We start from the raw sequence: 18,050 nt of genomic DNA on the forward strand, positions 1-18,050 counted from the left end.
CAGCCTTCGGCAGCTCCTACAGGGGATCAGTGTAGGAGCTGCCGGAGGCTGCGATCTTTTGATCTGGCTTCCAGCCTTGCCCCAACCCTGTCCAGATGCTAAACCTTGTACACGTTCGTCAATGACAAGGAAGCCAGTCAATGTCAGCAGTAGAAACAGATCTCTCGCCAGAGGGAAAACTGACCATTTCGGTCAAAGGGCGCTTTGACTTCGGGCGCCATCAGGAATTTCGCGAGGCTTACGAGCGGGTCGACACTAAGCCCGAATCCATTGTGGTGGACTTGAAGGAAGCCACTTACCTCGACAGTTCCGCGCTGGGGATGCTGCTTCTGCTGCGCGATCACGCCGGTGGTGATGAATCGGACGTGCGTGTGGTCAACAGCAACTCCGACGTGCGCAAGATCCTCGCCATCTCCAACTTCGACAAACTCTTCGACATCAGTTGACCACCATGCAGGCGCAAGAGCCGCTGACCATCCTGATCGCTGAAGACAGCGCTGCCGACCGCCTGCTGCTCTCCACCATCGTCCGCCGTCAGGGCCATGAAGTCCTGACCGCGGCCAATGGCGCGGAGGCGGTTGAGCTGTTTCGCCAACAGCGACCCGATCTGGTGCTGATGGACGCCATGATGCCGGTGATGGACGGCTTCGAGGCCGCGCGGCACATCAAGGCCCTGGCGGGTGAGACGCTGGTACCGATCATCTTCCTCACCTCACTCACTGAAAGCGAAGCGCTGGTGCGTTGTCTGGATGCTGGCGGCGACGACTTTCTGGCGAAGCCCTACAACCAAGTGATCCTCGCCGCCAAAATCAAGGCGATGGACCGCTTGCGCCGCTTGCAGGCGACGGTGCTGCAGCAGCGCGACCTGATCGCCAAACACCACGATTACCTGCTCAACGAACAGCGCGTGGCCAAAGCGGTGTTCGACAAAGTGGCGCATTCCGGCTGCCTCAGTGCGCCGAACATTCGTTATCTGCAATCACCCTACGCATTGTTCAATGGCGACTTGTTGCTGGCGGCGTACACCCCGGCCGGCGACATGCATGTGCTGCTCGGCGATTTCACCGGTCATGGCCTGCCGGCAGCGGTCGGTGCGATGCCGTTGGCCGAGGTGTTCTACGGCATGACCGCCAAGGGCTACGGCCTGGCGGAAACCCTGCGCGAGATGAACGCCAAGCTCAAACGCATCCTGCCGGTGGACATGTTCTGCTGCGCCACGCTGCTGTGCCTGAGTTCTCAGCGGCGTTCGGTCGAAGTGTGGAATGGCGGCATGCCCGACGGCTATCTGCACCAGATGGCCACGGGCGAGCGTGTGCCGTTGGCCGCGCGCCATCTGCCGCTGGGAGTACTCAGCCCGCAGGCGTTCGACGACTGCACTGAAGTTCATCCCATGGCGGTCGGTGATCGGGTTTTCCTGCTGTCCGACGGGGTGATCGACACCAGTGATGCCAATGATCAACTGTTCGGTGTCGAGCGCTTGCAGCGCGTGTTTGCCGCCAATCGTGAGCCGGATCACTTGTTCGAGGATATCGAGCAGGCGCTGCGGGATTTTCGCGGCGAGGCCCGCGACGATGTGAGCATGGTCGAGGTCAGCCTGCTTGAGCCTGCGCAGGTCCGCCCTTCGGCGACGGTGTATTCCGACAGTGGTCAGTCGTGTCCGCTGGACTGGTCGGTGAGCTTCGAATTTCGCGGTGCCACGCTCAAACGCTTCAATCCGTTGCCTTATCTCTTGCAGTTGCTGCTCGAAGTACATGGGTTGCGCGCGCAAAGTGGCGCGTTGTACAGCGTGCTCGCCGAGTTGTATTCCAATGCGCTCGAACACGGCGTGCTTGGCCTGGATTCCAGTCTCAAGCGCGATGCAGCCGGATTTGCCCTCTACTACCAGCAGCGCAACGACCGGCTCGAAGCGCTTCAGGACGGTTTTGTGCGCGTGCATTTGCAAGTCCAGCCGCAAGGCGAGGGCGGTCTCCTGGTGATTCGGGTGGATGACAGTGGCAAGGGCTTCGATGTGGCGCGGGTGATGGAGCGACCGCTGGAGAGTGTCCGTCTGTCAGGTCGTGGAGTCAGTCTGGTCCGGCAATTGGGGCGCAATGCCAGTTGGTCGGACGAAGGTCGTAGTGCCCGCGTGGAGTTTTTCTGGGAGGTTCAGGCATAATCTGCGCAATTCTTGATCAAGGAGTGAACAAGTGACTGACAAACATGTAGATCGCGAGGTGCTCGACACCTTGCGCGACGTGATGGAAGACAATTATCCGGATTTGCTCGACACCTTTCTGAGCGATTCGGAAAGTCGCTTGCACGAGTTGCAGAAGACTGCGGATGCCAAAGCGTTGTCCGAGGTTGCGCACAGCCTCAAGGGCAGCGCGAGCAATATGGGCGCCGTTCGACTGGCGGAGTTGTGCCAGGAGCTGGAGTCGGAAGCCAAAGACAAAAGCCCGGCAGAAATAGTCGAACTGGTCGCTGAGATCAGCGGCGAATTTGCCGATGTGCGCACCGTGTACGAAGACGAGCGACAGCACGCTCACACCCACTGATCCCGCCGTCCGGCGCTTTTCGCAAGCGCCGGACAAAACTGGCCCGGCACTTGCAGCTATCTCCGCAACTGTACCTACGATCCCAGTGCAGCGGAGACCGTTTCATGCCTGCGACCCCCAACATCCTTCTTCAGAATGCCGCTCAGGCCAAGGCGCAAGCCGCCTCTGCCAAAACGTCGGCGATGGCCGTAGACACCGGGGATAAAGCCTCAAGCTTCGCTAAAGTGTTCGCCGATCAGGGATCGATCAAGCCTGCCGCAACCGCTGACAACTCGCTCAAGCCGAGCCGCGACAAGGTCGCTGACAACGGCGGTAAAAAGGACGTTGGCAAAGATCCGTCTGCCGCTGCGCAACCGGCGGTTGCCGATAGCGGCAACGACTTGCCTGCCGATAAAGCCGCGACAACCGATGACGCCACTGCCAGCAGCGACGACAACACCGACACAGCCCAGACCCCGGTGGTCGATGCTGCGCCGGTTGATCCGACGCTCGATCCCGCATTGGCCGTCGCTGTGCAACCGGTGGCCACGCCACCTGTGGTGCCGACCCCGGCTGCTACCGCCCAGCCTGAAACCGAAACCCCTGCGCTCGCCGCATTGCCGAACGTGGTCAAAGACCCGGCGCCTGCCATTGACAGCGATTTCGATCCTACGGCTGATCCACTCGACTCGCTGCCAGCCGTGCGTATGGCGATGGAGCAGGGCGGGCATATTTCCGCTGCCAGCCAGGCGCAACCGAAAGCCTCGCCGGCTCAGGCTCAGGCCGACGGTGAACTGACGGCGGCGCAGAATTTTGCCGCCGGCATGGCCAGCATGCTCGATGTGCAATCCGACAAGGACAGCACCAGTCAGGGCGGTGACAAAGCTTTCAGCGGTATGATCGATGACGGCCTCAAAGACCTCAAGACTGCCACCAGCGACACCCGTGTCGATGACTTCGCCAACCGTCTGGCGGCGCTGACCCAGGCCGCAACGCCGAAGACGGCCAATGCCGTGCCGGTGAACCAGCCGATCGCGATGCATCAGAGCGGCTGGACTGAGGAAGTGGTCAACCGCGTCATGTATTTGTCGAGCGCCAATCTCAAGGCGGCTGACATTCAGTTGCAGCCGGCTGAACTGGGCCGTCTGGACATCCGCGTGAACATGGTTCCGGATCAACAGACTCAGGTCACGTTCATGAGTGCGCATCCAAGCGTGCGTGAAGCATTGGACGGTCAGATGCATCGCCTGCGTGAAATGTTCAACCAGCAGGGCATGGGCCAGGTCGACGTCAATGTCTCCGACCAGAGCCGAGGCTGGCAGGGTCAGCAAGGCCAGGAGCAGGCGCAGCAGGGCCAGAGTGGTCGCACCAGCGCTGCCGGTGGTCGCCTCGATTCGGCGGATGAGGAAGTGGCACCTGCCGCCATTGCTGAAGTGGCTGCGCAAACGACCAGCGTGATTGGCAGCAGCGCGGTCGACTATTACGCCTGACGTTTGCGGGGACATTAAAAGATCGCAGCCTTCGGCAGCTCCTACAGGTGTATACGCGCCTATGTAGGAGCTGCCGAAGGCTGCGATCTTTTGCTTTGTGCTTCTAGCAGTTCCCCCAATTCTTGGCTTCGACACTTCTGGCATAACACTTGCTCTTGCCTTGCCGTGCGACTGTGAAAACCCGATTAGTGACGGATTATTGGCATGGCGAAGAGCGAAACAGCAGCTGTAAAAGACCCCGCAACCAAAGGCAAACTCAAGCTGATCATTGTGATCGTGCTGGCGTTGCTGCTGGCCATTGGCGCGTCCGTGGGGGCGACCTGGTTCTTTATGCACAGCGCTCAAAGCAAGCCTGCCGAAGCTGCAGATGCAGCGCCTGTCGGCAAACAACCGGCGATTTTCGAGCCGATGGCGCCAGCCTTCGTGGCCAACTACAACCAGAACGGCCGTCAGCGCTACATGCAGGTGAGCATCACCATGCTGGCGCGCAATCAGGCTGATCTGGAAGCGCTCAAAGTGCACATGCCGGTGATCCGCAACAACCTGGTGATGCTCTTCTCCGGTCAGGATTTCGCCACACTGGCGACTCCGGTCGGCCAAGAGATGTTGCGCCAGAAGGCCACAGCCAGCGTCCAGGAAGTGGCGCAGAAAGAGCTGGGCAAAGTGGTGATCGAACAGTTGCTTTTCACTAATTTCGTACTGCAGTAGGAACACGACATGGCCGTGCAGGATCTGCTGTCCCAGGATGAAATCGACGCGCTGTTGCATGGCGTCGACGATGGTCTGGTACAGACCGATAACGCTGCCGAACCCGGCAGTGTCAAAAGCTACGACCTGACCAGCCAGGATCGCATCGTCCGTGGACGCATGCCGACTCTGGAAATGATCAACGAGCGTTTTGCCCGTTACACCCGCATCAGCATGTTCAACATGCTGCGCCGCTCGGCGGACGTTGCCGTCGGTGGCGTGCAGGTGATGAAGTTCGGCGAATATGTGCACTCGCTGTACGTGCCGACCAGTCTCAACCTGGTCAAGATCAAGCCGTTGCGCGGCACCGCGCTGTTCATCCTCGACGCCAAACTGGTGTTCAAGCTGGTGGACAACTTCTTCGGCGGCGACGGCCGTCACGCCAAGATCGAAGGGCGTGAATTCACCCCGACCGAACTACGCGTGGTGCGCATGGTGCTGGAGCAGGCCTTCGTCGATTTGAAAGAAGCCTGGCAGGCGATCATGGAAGTCAATTTCGAGTACATCAACTCGGAAGTGAACCCGGCCATGGCTAACATCGTCGGCCCGAGCGAAGCGATCGTGGTCTCCACGTTCCACATCGAACTCGATGGCGGTGGCGGCGATCTGCACGTGACCATGCCGTACTCGATGATCGAGCCGGTGCGGGAAATGCTCGACGCCGGTTTCCAGTCCGACCTCGACGATCAGGACGAGCGCTGGGTCAACGCCCTGCGTCAGGACGTCCTCGATGTCGACGTGCCGATCGGCGCCACCGTCGCTCGCCGTCAGTTAAAGCTGCGCGACATCCTGCACATGCAGCCGGGGGATGTGATCCCGGTCGAGATGCCGGACGAAATGATCATGCGCGCCAACGGCGTGCCGGCCTTCAAGGTCAAGATGGGCTCACACAAAGGCAACCTCGCGTTGCAAGTGATCGAGCCGATCGAGCGTCGCTGAAGCGGCGCTTTCACCCCCCCACATTTAGCTGAATTGTTGCCCGCCGAGGACACATGATGAACGACGATATGAACGCCCAGGACGATCAGGCACTGGCCGATGAATGGGCTGCTGCCCTGGAAGAGACCGGTGATGGTCAAGCTGACATCGACGCATTGCTGGCAGCCGACGCATCCTCCGGCTCGCGTCTGCCAATGGAAGAGTTCGGCAGCGTGCCGAAGAACAACGATCCGGTGACGCTGGACGGTCCGAACCTGGACGTGATCCTCGACATCCCGGTGTCCATTTCCATGGAAGTGGGCAGCACCGACATCAACATCCGCAATCTGCTGCAACTCAACCAGGGGTCGGTGATCGAGCTGGATCGTCTGGCCGGTGAGCCGCTCGACGTGCTGGTCAACGGCACACTGATCGCGCACGGCGAAGTGGTTGTGGTCAACGAGAAGTTCGGCATCCGCCTGACCGACGTGATCAGCCCAAGCGAACGCATCAAGAAGCTGCGCTGAGTGAAGAGGTTTCTCTGGGCTCTGCTGGCATTGCCGCTGAGCGTTCTCGCCGCCGAACCGTCGACCGCCACTACGGTGCCTGCCGCGACCGCGCCGATGGTGACCAGCGGCGTGGCCGGGCAATTGACGCAATTGGTGTTTGGCCTGTTGCTGGTGCTGGGGGTGATCTTCTTCCTCGCCTGGCTGTTGCGCCGCGTGCAGCAGGCCGGGCCGGCAGGCAAGGGGCAAGTGATCGAGCTGATCGGTTCGCGCGCGCTGAGTCCGCGTGATCGCTTGCTGTTGGTCCAGGTCGGCAACGAGCAGATCCTGCTCGGGCTCAGCCCCGGCACCATTACCGCGCTGCATGTGCTCAAGGAACCGGTCGAAGTGCCTGCGACCGGTGAAAAAGCGACCCCGGAATTTGCTCAGCATCTGCTGAAGATTCTCGGCAAGGATCAGAAGGATACGAAGTAATGGGTGCGCTACGCATCGTCTTGACGCTGGCCCTGTTGCTGGCCGCGCCACTGGCGTTCGCCGCCGATCCGTTGTCGATCCCGGCGATCACGCTGGGCACCAACGCCGATGGCGCGCAGGAGTATTCGGTCAGTCTGCAGATCCTGCTGATCATGACCGCGCTGAGCTTTATTCCGGCGGCGGTCATCCTGATGACCAGTTTCACCCGGATCATCATCGTCTTCTCGATCCTGCGTCAGGCCCTCGGCCTGCAACAGACGCCGTCGAACCAGATCCTGACGGGCATGGCGCTGTTCCTGACCCTGTTCATCATGGCGCCGGTGTTCGACCGGGTGAACAACGATGCGCTGCAACCGTATCTGGCGGAGAAACTCACCGCTCAGCAAGCGGTGGAAAAAGCCCAGGTGCCGATCAAGGACTTCATGCTCGCGCAAACCCGCAGCAGCGATCTTGAACTGTTCATGCGCCTGTCCAAGCGTACCGACATCGCCACTCCGGATCAGGCGCCGCTGACCATTCTGGTGCCGGCCTTCGTCACGTCCGAGCTGAAAACCGCGTTCCAGATCGGTTTCATGATCTTCATTCCGTTCCTGATCATCGACCTCGTTGTGGCCAGTGTGCTGATGGCGATGGGTATGATGATGCTCTCGCCGCTGATCATTTCCTTGCCGTTCAAGATCATGCTGTTCGTGCTGGTGGATGGCTGGGCGCTGATCATCGGCACCCTGGCCAGCAGTTTCGGAGGTGTCTCGCCATGACGCCAGAAGTCGCAGTCGATATCTTTCGTGAAGCGCTGTGGCTGACCACCTTGATGGTCGCGATTCTGGTGGTGCCGAGCCTGTTGGTCGGCTTGCTGGTGGCGATGTTCCAGGCCGCCACGCAGATCAACGAACAGACCCTGAGCTTCCTGCCGCGTCTGCTGGTGATGCTGGTGACGCTGATCGTCGCCGGTCCGTGGATCGTGCAGACGTTCATGGAATACATCATCCAGTTGTACAAAAACATTCCGATGGTCATTGGCTAAGCCATGCAATCGCTGCTTCAGCTGACCGACACCCAGATCAGTACCTGGGTGGCCTCGTTCATGTTGCCGCTGTTTCGCGTCGCGTCGATGCTGATGGTCATGCCGGTGTTCGGCACCACCCTGGTGTCGCGACGCATACGCCTGTATTTCGCCGTGGCGATCACCGTGTGCATTGCCCCAGGACTGCCGCCGATGCCGGCGGTCAGCCCGCTCGATCTCAGTGGCTTGTTGCTGATTGCCGAACAGATTCTGATCGGCGCCGTGCTGGGGTTTTCCCTGCAGCTGTTCTTCCAGGCGTTTGCCGTGGCCGGGCAGATTGTCGCGATCCAGATGGGCATGGGCTTCGCCTCGATGGTCGACCCGGCCAACGGCGTTTCGGTGGCGGTGATCGGGCAGTTTTTCACCATGCTCGTGACCCTGTTGTTCCTGTCGATGAACGGCCATCTGGTGGTCTTCGAAGTCCTCACCGAAAGCTTCACCACGCTGCCAGTCGGTGGCGGGTTGATGACGGCGCAGTATTGGGAGCTGGCCGGCAAGCTCGGTTGGGTGCTGGGCGCCGCGTTATTGCTGGTGTTGCCGGCCGTCACCGCACTGCTGGTGGTCAACATTGCATTTGGCGTGATGACCCGTGCCGCGCCGCAATTGAACATTTTCTCCATCGGTTTCCCGCTGACCCTGGTGCTCGGGCTGTTCATCGTCTGGGTCGGTCTGGCGGACATTCTCAATCAGTATCAGCCGCTGGCCACCGAGGCCTTGCAGTTGTTACGCGAACTGGCACGGGCGCGCTGAGTCATGGCTGAGAGCGAAAGCGGTCAGGACAAAACAGAAGACCCCACGGAGAAACGTAAAAAGGACTCCCGTGAAAAGGGTGAGATCGCCCGTTCCAAAGAGCTCAACACCCTCGCCGTGATGATGGCCGGTGCCGGCGCGCTGCTGGTGTTCGGCGGCATGCTGGCCGAAGACCTGATGGAACTGATGCGCCTGAACTTCACCTTGTCCCGTGAAGTGATCATGGATCAGGGTTCCATGGGCGCATTTCTGTTGAAGTCAGGTCAGATGGCGCTGGTGGCCATTCAGCCGTTCATGATCACGTTGTTGCTGGCGGCCCTGATCGGCCCGATCTCGCTTGGTGGCTGGCTGTTCGCGGCCGGTTCCATGGCCCCAAAATTCAGCCGGATGAACCCGGCGGCAGGCCTGAAGCGGATGTTTTCGTTCAAGGCTGTGGTCGAACTGCTCAAGGCGCTGGCCAAGTTTTCGGTCACCTTGGGGGTGGCGTTGGTGGTGCTGTTATCAGACGTCGATGACTTGATGCGGATCGCCCATGAGCCACTTGAGTCGGCGATCATTCACAGCGTCACACTGGTCGGTTGGAGCACGTTGTGGCTAGCCTGCGGCTTGATCATCATCGCCGCCGTCGATGTGCCGGTGCAGCTCTGGGAAGCCCACAAGAAACTGCTGATGACCAAGCAGGAAGTGCGCGACGAGCACAAGGATCAGGAGGGGCGCCCCGAGGTCAAGCAACGCATCCGTCAGACCCAACGCGAAATGTCCCAGCGCCGGATGATGGCGGCGATTCCCGACGCCGACGTGGTCATCACCAACCCGACGCACTACGCCGTCGCGCTCAAATACGACTCCGAAAAGGGTGGGGCGCCGATGCTGATTGCCAAGGGCAGCGACTTCCTCGCCCTGAAAATCCGCGAAATCGCCGTGGCCAACAACGTCATGCTCCTCGAATCGCCGGGGCTGGCGCGTTCGATCTACTACTCCACCGAACTCGACCAGGAAATTCCTGGCGGTCTGTACCTGGCCGTTGCGCAGGTCTTGGCCTACGTCTACCAAATCCGCCAGTACCGCGCCGGCAAGGGCAAGCGCCCGGATCCGCTCAAGGACGACCTGCCAATTCCGCCGGATCTGCGTCGCGATTCCTGACGGTCAATCGACGCCGTCTGTCTGAAACCCCCCTGTACCTGTTAGTTCTTACAGTAGACGCAGGTCACCCGCTGACGCTCTGATTACGACGGGAATAAACCCGTCGGATGTCTTGCTGTGAATGTTTGCGAGCAGGGGCTCGTGGGCGCTCAAGATGTCTTTTCAGAGGTAAACATCATGGCAGAGCGTCCACATCGCAACCTTCCAGGCATGAAAATCGAGTTCGTTTCAGGGCGGCTGGAGGAGCGCCCGAGCGAGGGTGCAATCGGTTACTCCGCGGTCTTTGATTTGAACTTGGATTTTCTCAACTTCAAAGTCATGGCGGATCTGTACGTCCCCGATTATCTGGACAGTCCGATCAATGCCATTCGCCCTGAGCTGGATGGTTTGGGCTACCACTATGCGTATAACTACTTCTTCGACTCAGCCGGGAAAATCACCAGCAACGAAGCGCTGTTCAAAGTGTTCACCCCCAGCGATTACTACATGAGCGAATGGTCGGTGGGCGGGCTTGAAAACCGTTATGCAAAACCGGTCTTCGAGCAGGTTGGCGGCCAATTGCGCGCCACGGTACGCCGGGATTTTCGCTGGGGTGGGGACAAGCGCCAGGTGCAGATTCGTGATTTGCCGATCATCGATTTCCGCTGGGCCCTGAATCTGTTGGAGTCGGAGCAGGGCGAGGACGGTGGGCGACAACCTGGCTCCAAAGTCATCTTGATGGATGCCGAGGAGGAGGTCGTCAAAGTCGAGAGCCGCGAAATGTTTCGCGGCACGCTTTACATGGTCGGGCGCGAACTTGAGTTTGGCGAGATTCCTGCGGAACGGCTGCTGAGGGCCGGGCAAGTCTGATCACCAAACGCAGAGGTTCACCGTTTGATCGTTCCCACGCAGAGCGTGGGAACGATCTGTAACTGACTAACTCGGCAACTTGAGATTATCCAGCGCCCGATTCACCGCCAACTCCCCGAGCATGATCAATTGCGCGATACCCAGCAGCGTTCGGCGCTGCGATGCGGGTATGAGGTTGGCGAAGTCATGGGCGATGGTTCGTGCTGAGGCGAGGGTTTCGCAGGCGTTGGCCAGCAACTCTTCGCTTTTGATATTCGCGACGGCGGCGTACATCGTGCTGGGTTTGCGCGGAGGCCGGGTGTTGCCGGGGCAGAGGTAATGATCGAGGGCGCGTTCGGCGGCGTCGTGGAGTTTTTTTGAGTCGATGGATTCGTAAGGTGAGGCGGGGTCGGTTTCGGGTGGGTTTGGTGTTGGTTTGATCATCGGTCGAGCCTCTAGAGTGGTGAAGCTGCCAACGTTCGCTGCTAACGAAGAGGGTGGCGGCTGTACGCGGGTTAGCAGACCAGGACTCTAGAACCCGGCGCACCGAAGTGCCCCACGCAAAGCCGCCATAACGGCAACGGACTTGTGCGTCTAGAGAAAAACCCGGGCTGCTAAACCCGATCACTGAACAATCAGCGACCGAACCACAATAGAACCCGCCCCCAAGGCGCACAAGCCGGCGGATTCTGGCTTGCCTGTAGGCAAAGGCGCAAGGATTTGTAGCCTGGAAGGCGTGTCTGCAGGTGTCTTTTAAACGCCCGAGTTTAAAAGGCGATGTGCGCTGACTTCATTGGCCCCTTCGCGAGCAAGCTCGCTCCCACATTTGGATTGCATTTCACTCTGACATCTTGGAATGCAATCTCCTGTAGGAGTGAGCCTGCTCGCGATAGCGGTCTGTCTGATGTAAATGCATTGAATCAATAATCCTTATCGCGAGCAGCCTCACTCCTACACGGGTCATGTTTTCTCTACCGATTTCATTACTCCGCAAAAGTTGGAAAGCTTCTTGCAATAGCCGCCGTGAGCCCGCTCTGGGCGTCAAAAGTTTGCTTTAAAGGAACGGGGAAAACCGGTGGATCGCTCTCAGTTATTCAACACTGCTCGCACAAACGTTGCCGACCTCAGTCGAGGCAATCTGGGCGTGCCGTTGTTGCTGCTGGTGATGCTGGCGATGATGATGTTGCCGGTGCCGCCGTTCCTGCTCGACGTGTTTTTCACTTTCAACATTGCCCTGTCGATCGTCGTCCTGCTGGTCTGCGTGTATGCGCTGCGGCCGCTGGATTTCGCCGTGTTCCCGACGATTTTGCTGGTCGCGACGTTGCTGCGGCTGGCGTTGAACGTGGCGTCGACGCGGGTGGTGATGCTCCACGGTCAGGACGGCCACGCCGCTGCCGGTAAGGTGATTCAGGCCTTCGGTGAAGTGGTGATCGGCGGTAACTACGTGGTCGGTATCGTGGTCTTCGCGATCCTGATGATCATCAACTTCGTCGTGGTAACCAAAGGTGCCGGGCGTATTTCCGAGGTGAGTGCGCGTTTCACCCTCGACGCGATGCCCGGCAAACAAATGGCGATCGACGCCGACCTCAACGCCGGTCTGATCGACCAGAACCAGGCCAAGTCACGCCGCCAGGAAGTCGCCCAAGAGGCTGAGTTCTACGGTTCGATGGACGGTGCCAGCAAATTCGTCCGTGGTGACGCCATCGCCGGCCTGCTGATTCTGTTCATCAACCTCATCGGCGGTATGGCTGTCGGTATCTTCCAGCACAACATGAGCTTCGGCGATGCCGGCAAGGTTTACGCCTTGCTGACCATCGGTGACGGTTTAGTGGCGCAATTGCCATCACTGTTGTTATCTACAGCTGCAGCGATCATGGTGACCCGTGCTTCCGGTTCGGAAGACATGGGCAAGCAGATCAACCGCCAGATGTTCGCCTCGCCGAAAGCGCTGGCCGTGGCCGCCGGTTTGATGGCGGTGATGGGCCTGGTGCCGGGCATGCCGCACTTCTCGTTCCTGAGCATGGCTGCGCTGGCCGCCGGTGGCGCCTACCTGTTCTGGAAGAAGCAGAACGTCGCCAAGGTCGTGGCGCTGGAAGAGGTCAAGCGTCAGCAGGATCTGCTGCCGTCGCCAGCTCGCGCCATGGAAACCAAGGAATTGGGTTGGGATGACGTGACGCCAATCGACATGATCGGTCTGGAAGTCGGCTACCGCCTGATCCCGCTGGTGGATCGCAATCAGGGTGGGCAATTGCTGGCGCGGATCAAGGGCGTGCGCAAGAAGCTCTCGCAAGATCTGGGCTTCCTGATGCCGACTGTGCACATTCGCGACAACCTCGATCTGGCACCAAGTGCCTATCGTCTGACGCTAATGGGCGTGATCCTCGCCGAAGCCGAGATCTACCCGGATCGCGAACTGGCGATCAATCCGGGCCAGGTCTACGGCACGCTCAACGGTATCAACGCCAAAGATCCGGCTTTCGGCCTGGAAGCGGTGTGGATCGAAATCAGCCAACGCGCCCAGGCACAATCCCTCGGTTACACCGTGGTCGATGCGAGCACCGTGGTTGCAACGCACTTGAACCAGATTCTGTACAAGCACTCCAGCGAGCTGATCGGCCACGAGGAAGTGCAGCAACTCATGCAATTGCTGGCCAAAAGCTCGCCGAAACTGGCGGAAGAGCTGGTGCCGGGTGTGGTCACGTTGTCGCAGTTGCTCAAAGTGCTGCAGGCGTTGCTCGCCGAACACGTGCCGGTGCGCGACATCCGCAGCATCGCCGAAGCCATCGCCAACAACGCCGCCAAGAGTCAAGATACCGCCGCGTTGGTGGCAGCGGTGCGCGTCGGCGTATCCCGCGCCATCGTCCAAAGCATTGTAGGCACTGAGTCTGAGCTGCCTGTGATCACCTTGGAACCAAGGTTGGAACAAATATTGCTCAATAGTCTGCAGAAGGCAGGACAAGGCTCGGAAGAGGGCGTTCTGCTGGAGCCAAGCATGGCCGAGAAGCTGCAGCGTTCGCTCATCGAAGCGGCGCAGCGTCAGGAAATGCAGGGTCAGCCGGTGATCCTCTTGGTGGCCGGCCCGATCCGCGCGATGCTCTCGCGCTTTGGTCGCCTCGCAGTCCCTGGATTGCATGTGCTGGCCTACCAGGAAATACCGGACAACAAGCAAGTGACCATCGTTGCGACAGTAGGGCCCAACGGCTGAGGTAGTGGTTTATGCAAGTTAAGCGTTTCTTTGCCGCCGATATGCGTCAGGCCATGAAGCTGGTTCGTGATGAGCTGGGCGCTGATGCCGCCATCATTGGCAACCGCCGCATTGCCGGCGGTGTCGAGCTGACGGCGGCACTGGATTACAAATTGTCGGCGCTGGCGCCACGGGTTCCGAACATGGAGCTCGAAGACGAGCTGCGCAAGACCCAGTCGCGCATCGTTACCGCCCAGGCCGAACTGAGTCTGCGTGGCGAAGCCGATGGCAACAGCAATCGCCAGATCTTTGCCGGGCTGCCGTTGACCGCTGGCCTGCCGCTGACCGCCGCTGAACCGCTGACCGAGCCGACTTACGCCGCTCCGACGCGTCCGGCGCCGGCGCCTGCGCAACCATCGGCCGGTGTTGATCCGCGTGCGCTGGACTCGATGCGTTTCGAATTGAACAGCCTGCGTGAGCTGATGGAAGTTCAGCTCGGCACTCTGGCGTGGAATCAGCTGCAAGGCAGCCGTCCGGCTCAGGCCAACCTGTATCGCCGTTTGCAACGCATCGGTCTGTCCGGTCCGTTGTCGCGCGACCTGCTGTCGATGATCACCGATATCGAAGAGCCTCGTCAGGCCTGGCGCATGTTGCTTGCGCACCTGGCGCGGATGATTGCCGTACCGGAAGTCGAGCCGCTGGAAGAGGGCGGTGTGATCGCCATGGTCGGCCCTGCCGGCATGGGTAAGACCACCACGCTGGCCAAGCTGGCCGCGCGTTATGTGCTCAAGTACGGCGCGCAGAATGTTGCGCTGGTGAGCATGGACAGTTTCCGTATCGGCGCTCAGGAACAACTGAAGACACTGGGCCGCATTCTCAATGTGCCGGTGACCCACGTCGATCCTGGCCAGTCGCTGGTGCAGGCGCTGGATCCATTGCTGCGCAAACGCGTGGTATTGATCGATACTGCCGGCCTGCAAGCCAGCGATCCAGCCCTGCGCATGCAGCTGGAAAGTCTGGCTGGGCGTGGCATCCGTTCAAAAAATTATCTCGTGCTGGCAACCACCAGCCAGAAACAGGTTCTAACCGCCGCTTATCACAGTTACAAGCGTTGTGGGCTAGCTGGCTGCATCCTGACTAAACTGGATGAAACGGCAGGCCTGGGCGAAGTGTTGAGCCTGGCGATCAGTCATGAATTGCCGGTCGCGTACCTGACCGATGGCCCACGGATTCCGGATGATTTGCATCTGCCGCGCCGTCATCAACTGGTCAGCCGCGCCGTCAGCGTGCAAATGCAGGAAGAACCCAGCGAAGAAGCCATGGCTGACATGTTCGCTGATATCTATCACAGCCCGACCAAGCAGGTAGGCTGAGGTATTCATGAACAGTTTTTGTACCTACATCGATGGTCTGCCATGCATTGTTCCGGTTGTGAACGCGCAGCCAGTAATGTGGCCTCCGTCTATGCAAGACAAGGTAAAGAAATAACATGGGCAGCATGCATCCCGTACAGGTGATCGCGGTGACCGGCGGCAAAGGTGGCGTCGGCAAGACTAACGTGTCAGTGAACTTGTCCCTGGCGCTGGCAGAGCTTGGCCGTCGGGTCATGCTGCTGGACGCGGATCTGGGGCTGGCGAACGTCGACGTTCTGCTGGGGCTAACCCCGAAACGCACACTGGCTGACGTCATCGAAGGCCGTTGCGAATTGCGCGACGTGCTGTTGCAGGGGCCGGGCGGTATCCGCATCGTGCCGGCTGCTTCCGGCACCCAGAGCATGGTCCACCTGAGCCCGGCGCAACACGCCGGTCTGATTCAGGCGTTCAGCGACATCGGCGACAATCTCGACGTACTGGTGATCGACACCGCTGCGGGTATTGGTGACTCGGTAGTCAGTTTTGTGCGCGCAGCGCAGGAAGTGTTGCTGGTGGTCTGCGATGAGCCGACCTCGATCACTGACGCCTACGCGCTGATCAAGCTGCTCAACCGCGATTACGGCATGAACCGCTTCCGCGTCCTCGCCAACATGGCGCAGAGCCCGCAGGAAGGGCGCAACCTGTTCGCCAAGTTGACCAAGGTCACGGATCGCTTCCTCGACGTCGCCCTACAATACGTTGGCGCCGTGCCTTACGACGAAAGCGTGCGTAAAGCGGTGCAGAAGCAGCGTGCAGTCTACGAAGCCTTCCCGCGCTCCAAGTGCGCGCTGGCGTTCAAAGCCATTGCACAGAAGGTCGACACCTGGCCGCTGCCCGCCAACCCGCGCGGCCATCTTGAGTTTTTCGTCGAGCGCCTCGTGCAGCAAACGGCAGGGCCTGTCATATGACCGCTAGCGGTATGAATTACTACAAAAAGTCGGCACGCGATGCTCAATACGAGCTGATCGAGCGTTACGCGCCGCTGGTCAAACGCATTGCCTATCACTTGCTGGCACGGTTGCCGGCGAGCGTGCAGGTCGAAGATCTGATCCAGGCCGGGATGATCGGCCTGCTCGAAGTCTCGACCAAATATGACGCCAGCAAAGGCGCCAGTTTCGAAACGTACGCGGGCATTCGAATCCGCGGCGCGATGCTCGACGAAGTGCGCAAAGGGGATTGGGCGCCACGTTCGGTTCACCGCAATACCCGTATGGTCAGTGACGCAATTCGCTCAATTGAAGCTAAAACCGGCCGTGACGCTAAAGATCACGAGGTTGCAGCCGAACTCCAATTGAGTCTCGACGATTACTACGGGATTTTGAATGACACCTTGGGCAGCCGCCTCTTCAGTTTCGACGACCTGTTGCAGGACGGCGAACACGAAGGGCTGCACGAGGATGGCGCGAGTGCTCATCTTGAGCCGTCACGCGATCTGGAAGATGAACGCTTCCAGGCGGCGCTGGCGGACGCGATTGCCAATTTGCCGGAGCGTGAGCGACTGGTGTTGGCGCTGTACTACGACGAAGAGCTGAACCTCAAGGAAATCGGTGAAGTCCTTGGCGTCAGTGAATCGCGGGTCAGCCAGTTACACAGCCAGTGCGCGGCCCGTTTGCGGGGGCGTTTGGGGGAGTGGCGAGCGCGCTGAAGGCAGTGTGGGGACACTGCGAACGAGGCTGGTGCGGTGATGAACGGCACCGGTCTTGCTCTGTTGTGCTCCAGACAGTCTTCGAGTGCTGCGCCGATTGATTGAAGTGGCGCGTCCAGGTGCTGGGCGCGTTTAAGACTGCTTGGAGGTCGAATTGAACAAAGACATGAAAATCCTCATCGTTGATGACTTCTCAACGATGCGGCGGATCATCAAGAACCTGCTGCGTGATCTTGGGTTCACCAACACCGTCGAGGCTGACGATGGCACTACCGCCATTCCAGTGCTCAACAGCGGAAGCATCGACTTTCTGGTAACGGACTGGAACATGCCGGGCATGACCGGTATCGACCTGCTGCGTCACGTGCGTGCCGATGAAAAACTCAAGCACCTGCCGGTATTGATGGTGACTGCAGAAGCCAAGCGCGAGCAGATCATCGAAGCCGCTCAGGCCGGTGTGAACGGCTACGTAGTCAAACCTTTCACGGCTCAGGCGCTGAAAGACAAAATCGAGAAGATTTTCGAACGCATCGGCTGATGAACGCGCGGGGGAGCTATGGAGCATAAAGAATCTTCACAGGGCGATTTCGAATCGACCCTGAAAAAACACGCGGTCGAACTGGTCGAGAGCCTTGAAAAAGGCAGGTTCGGCGACGCTGTGCAACTGATCCATGAGCTCAATCAGACCCGTGACCGCGGCCTGTATCAGGAAGTGGGCAAGCTCACACGCGAACTGCACAGTGCGATCGTCAATTTCCAGATCGATCCGCACATGCCGCAGGCCGAGGAAGTGTCGCAAATCACCGACGCCACCGAACGCCTGGGCTATGTGGTCAAGCTGACGGAAGCCGCGGCCAACCGCACCATGGATCTGGTGGAAAGCGCCACGCCGGTGGTCAATGGTCTGGCTGAAGAAGCCCAGGCCTTGAGTACCGATTGGGGGCGTTTCATGCGTCGTGAAGTCGGAGCTGAAGAGTTCCGCGAACTGGCGCGCCGGGTCGACGGTTTTCTGTCACGCAGCAGCACGGGCAACCGTGAAGTGTCGAGCCACCTCAATGACATCCTGCTGGCTCAGGATTACCAGGACCTCACCGGTCAGGTGATCAAGCGTGTGACCCAACTGGTCACCGAAGTCGAAAGCAATTTGCTCAAACTCGTGCTCATGGCCAGTCAGGTTGACCGCTTTGCGGGCATCGAACATGACCGCGCCGCGATGCTTGCAGAAAAAGATCCACAAAAACATCTCTCGCAGGGTGAAGGTCCGCAGATTCATGCCGATAAACGAGAAGACGTTGTGTCCGGTCAGGACGATGTGGACGATTTGTTATCCAGCCTTGGATTTTGAGTTTAGGTTTTTAGACCTGTAGGAGCACCCCA

General features: G+C 59.5%; 20 protein-coding genes. 19 read left to right on the plus strand and 1 reads right to left on the minus strand.

The window, feature by feature from the left end; genetic code table 11:
• Positions 1-140: 140 nt before the first annotated feature.
• From AC3Y64_RS07775 to AC3Y64_RS07835, 13 genes are all read left to right on the plus strand, one after another.
• A complete protein-coding gene (locus tag AC3Y64_RS07775) occupies positions 141-446 on the plus strand; it encodes an STAS domain-containing protein (RefSeq protein WP_489987028.1) in 306 nt (101 codons plus the stop codon).
• A 5-nt stretch (positions 447-451) separates the two neighbouring features.
• Entirely contained in the window at positions 452-2,155 is a 1,704-nt protein-coding gene (locus AC3Y64_RS07780) for an ATP-binding SpoIIE family protein phosphatase (protein ID WP_158959467.1), read from the plus strand.
• 31 nt (positions 2,156-2,186) lie between these two features.
• Positions 2,187-2,534 (plus strand): Hpt domain-containing protein, encoded by a 348-nt coding sequence (locus AC3Y64_RS07785; protein WP_489987029.1) that lies wholly within the window; start codon positions 2,187-2,189, stop codon positions 2,532-2,534.
• A gap of 104 nt (positions 2,535-2,638) precedes the next feature.
• Positions 2,639-4,003, plus strand: a complete 1,365-nt coding sequence (locus AC3Y64_RS07790; RefSeq protein ID WP_489987030.1) for a flagellar hook-length control protein FliK — start codon at positions 2,639-2,641, stop codon at positions 4,001-4,003.
• Positions 4,004-4,207: 204 nt separating this feature from the next.
• A complete protein-coding gene (gene fliL, locus AC3Y64_RS07795; protein WP_007920033.1) occupies positions 4,208-4,711 on the plus strand; it encodes a flagellar basal body-associated protein FliL in 504 nt (167 codons plus the stop codon).
• Positions 4,712-4,720: 9 nt separating this feature from the next.
• A complete protein-coding gene (gene fliM / locus AC3Y64_RS07800) occupies positions 4,721-5,689 on the plus strand; it encodes a flagellar motor switch protein FliM (protein ID WP_007920032.1) in 969 nt (322 codons plus the stop codon).
• A gap of 56 nt (positions 5,690-5,745) precedes the next feature.
• Positions 5,746-6,195 (plus strand): flagellar motor switch protein FliN, encoded by a 450-nt coding sequence (gene fliN, locus AC3Y64_RS07805; protein WP_008077656.1) that lies wholly within the window; start codon positions 5,746-5,748, stop codon positions 6,193-6,195.
• Positions 6,196-6,648: a flagellar biosynthetic protein FliO gene (fliO, locus tag AC3Y64_RS07810; protein ID WP_158959454.1), complete on the plus strand. Its 453-nt coding sequence runs from the start codon at positions 6,196-6,198 to the stop codon at positions 6,646-6,648.
• Positions 6,648-7,406 carry a flagellar type III secretion system pore protein FliP gene (fliP, locus tag AC3Y64_RS07815; RefSeq protein WP_489987031.1) on the plus strand — a complete coding sequence of 253 codons (759 nt, stop codon included), beginning with the start codon at positions 6,648-6,650 and terminating at the stop codon, positions 7,404-7,406. The genes fliO and fliP overlap by 1 nt, the downstream gene beginning before the upstream one ends.
• The gene (fliQ, locus tag AC3Y64_RS07820; protein WP_007920026.1) at positions 7,403-7,672 is read left to right on the plus strand and encodes a flagellar biosynthesis protein FliQ; all 270 of its coding nucleotides are present in this window, start codon (positions 7,403-7,405) and stop codon (positions 7,670-7,672) included. The genes fliP and fliQ overlap by 4 nt, the downstream gene beginning before the upstream one ends.
• A gap of 3 nt (positions 7,673-7,675) precedes the next feature.
• Complete coding sequence (gene fliR / locus AC3Y64_RS07825; RefSeq protein ID WP_489987032.1) at positions 7,676-8,461, plus strand: flagellar biosynthetic protein FliR; 786 nt, start codon at positions 7,676-7,678, stop codon at positions 8,459-8,461.
• Positions 8,462-8,464: 3 nt separating this feature from the next.
• Positions 8,465-9,604, plus strand: a complete 1,140-nt coding sequence (flhB, locus tag AC3Y64_RS07830; protein WP_489987033.1) for a flagellar biosynthesis protein FlhB — start codon at positions 8,465-8,467, stop codon at positions 9,602-9,604.
• 141 nt (positions 9,605-9,745) lie between these two features.
• On the plus strand, positions 9,746-10,453 hold the full coding sequence (locus AC3Y64_RS07835) for a hypothetical protein (protein WP_489987034.1): 708 nt from the start codon (positions 9,746-9,748) through the stop codon (positions 10,451-10,453).
• A 66-nt stretch (positions 10,454-10,519) separates the two neighbouring features.
• Here AC3Y64_RS07835 and AC3Y64_RS07840 read toward each other — a convergent pair whose 3' ends face one another.
• Positions 10,520-10,876, minus strand: coding sequence for a DUF6124 family protein (locus AC3Y64_RS07840; RefSeq protein WP_489987035.1), 357 nt, complete (start codon positions 10,874-10,876; stop codon positions 10,520-10,522).
• A 631-nt stretch (positions 10,877-11,507) separates the two neighbouring features.
• On the opposite strand from AC3Y64_RS07840, the gene flhA reads away from it, so the two are divergent.
• From flhA to AC3Y64_RS07870, 6 genes are all read left to right on the plus strand, one after another.
• Positions 11,508-13,637 (plus strand): flagellar biosynthesis protein FlhA, encoded by a 2,130-nt coding sequence (flhA, locus tag AC3Y64_RS07845; protein WP_489987036.1) that lies wholly within the window; start codon positions 11,508-11,510, stop codon positions 13,635-13,637.
• A gap of 11 nt (positions 13,638-13,648) precedes the next feature.
• Entirely contained in the window at positions 13,649-14,989 is a 1,341-nt protein-coding gene (flhF, locus tag AC3Y64_RS07850) for a flagellar biosynthesis GTPase FlhF (RefSeq protein WP_489987037.1), read from the plus strand.
• 116 nt (positions 14,990-15,105) lie between these two features.
• Entirely contained in the window at positions 15,106-15,936 is an 831-nt protein-coding gene (fleN, locus tag AC3Y64_RS07855) for a flagellar synthesis regulator FleN (RefSeq protein WP_016771060.1), read from the plus strand.
• Positions 15,933-16,673 (plus strand): RNA polymerase sigma factor FliA, encoded by a 741-nt coding sequence (gene fliA, locus AC3Y64_RS07860; RefSeq protein WP_007920004.1) that lies wholly within the window; start codon positions 15,933-15,935, stop codon positions 16,671-16,673. The genes fleN and fliA overlap by 4 nt, the downstream gene beginning before the upstream one ends.
• Before the next feature lie 166 nt (positions 16,674-16,839).
• A complete protein-coding gene (locus tag AC3Y64_RS07865; RefSeq protein ID WP_024012118.1) occupies positions 16,840-17,211 on the plus strand; it encodes a chemotaxis response regulator CheY in 372 nt (123 codons plus the stop codon).
• Positions 17,212-17,229: 18 nt separating this feature from the next.
• Positions 17,230-18,018, plus strand: a complete 789-nt coding sequence (locus tag AC3Y64_RS07870) for a protein phosphatase CheZ (RefSeq protein ID WP_122593422.1) — start codon at positions 17,230-17,232, stop codon at positions 18,016-18,018.
• Positions 18,019-18,050 lie beyond the last annotated feature (32 nt).

This window comes from Pseudomonas sp. 4CAES_32.4, from assembly GCF_058136335.1.